Below are 210 nucleotides of genomic sequence, written 5' to 3'. Positions count from 1 at the left end.
GCGACTGGCCTTTTTCCTGGGCCGCAAAGGGAATCAGGGTGGTGGTGCCACCGCAGGCGGCGGACCTGGTGCCGCTGGTAAAATCGTCCGCCATCTTCATGCCTTCCGGCATCGGCTGATCCAGATGACAGTGGGCATCAACGCCACCGGGCAGCACCAGCTTGCCGCGGGCATCGATCTCTTCGCGCCCGGCGCCCAGATTTTCACCCA

General features: G+C 64.3%; 1 protein-coding gene. It reads right to left on the bottom strand.

Annotated elements, in window-relative coordinates; all coding sequences use genetic code 11:
* A partial coding sequence (locus tag MO867_RS23410) for an amidohydrolase family protein (protein ID WP_252473568.1) occupies positions 1-210 on the bottom strand: 210 nt, incomplete at both ends.

Source organism: Microbulbifer okhotskensis, assembly GCF_023895975.1.
Taxonomy (GTDB): Bacteria; Pseudomonadota; Gammaproteobacteria; order Pseudomonadales; family Cellvibrionaceae; genus Microbulbifer; species Microbulbifer okhotskensis.
Note: the sequence above shows the minus strand (reverse complement) of the source record. Positions and strands in the feature narration are given on the sequence as shown.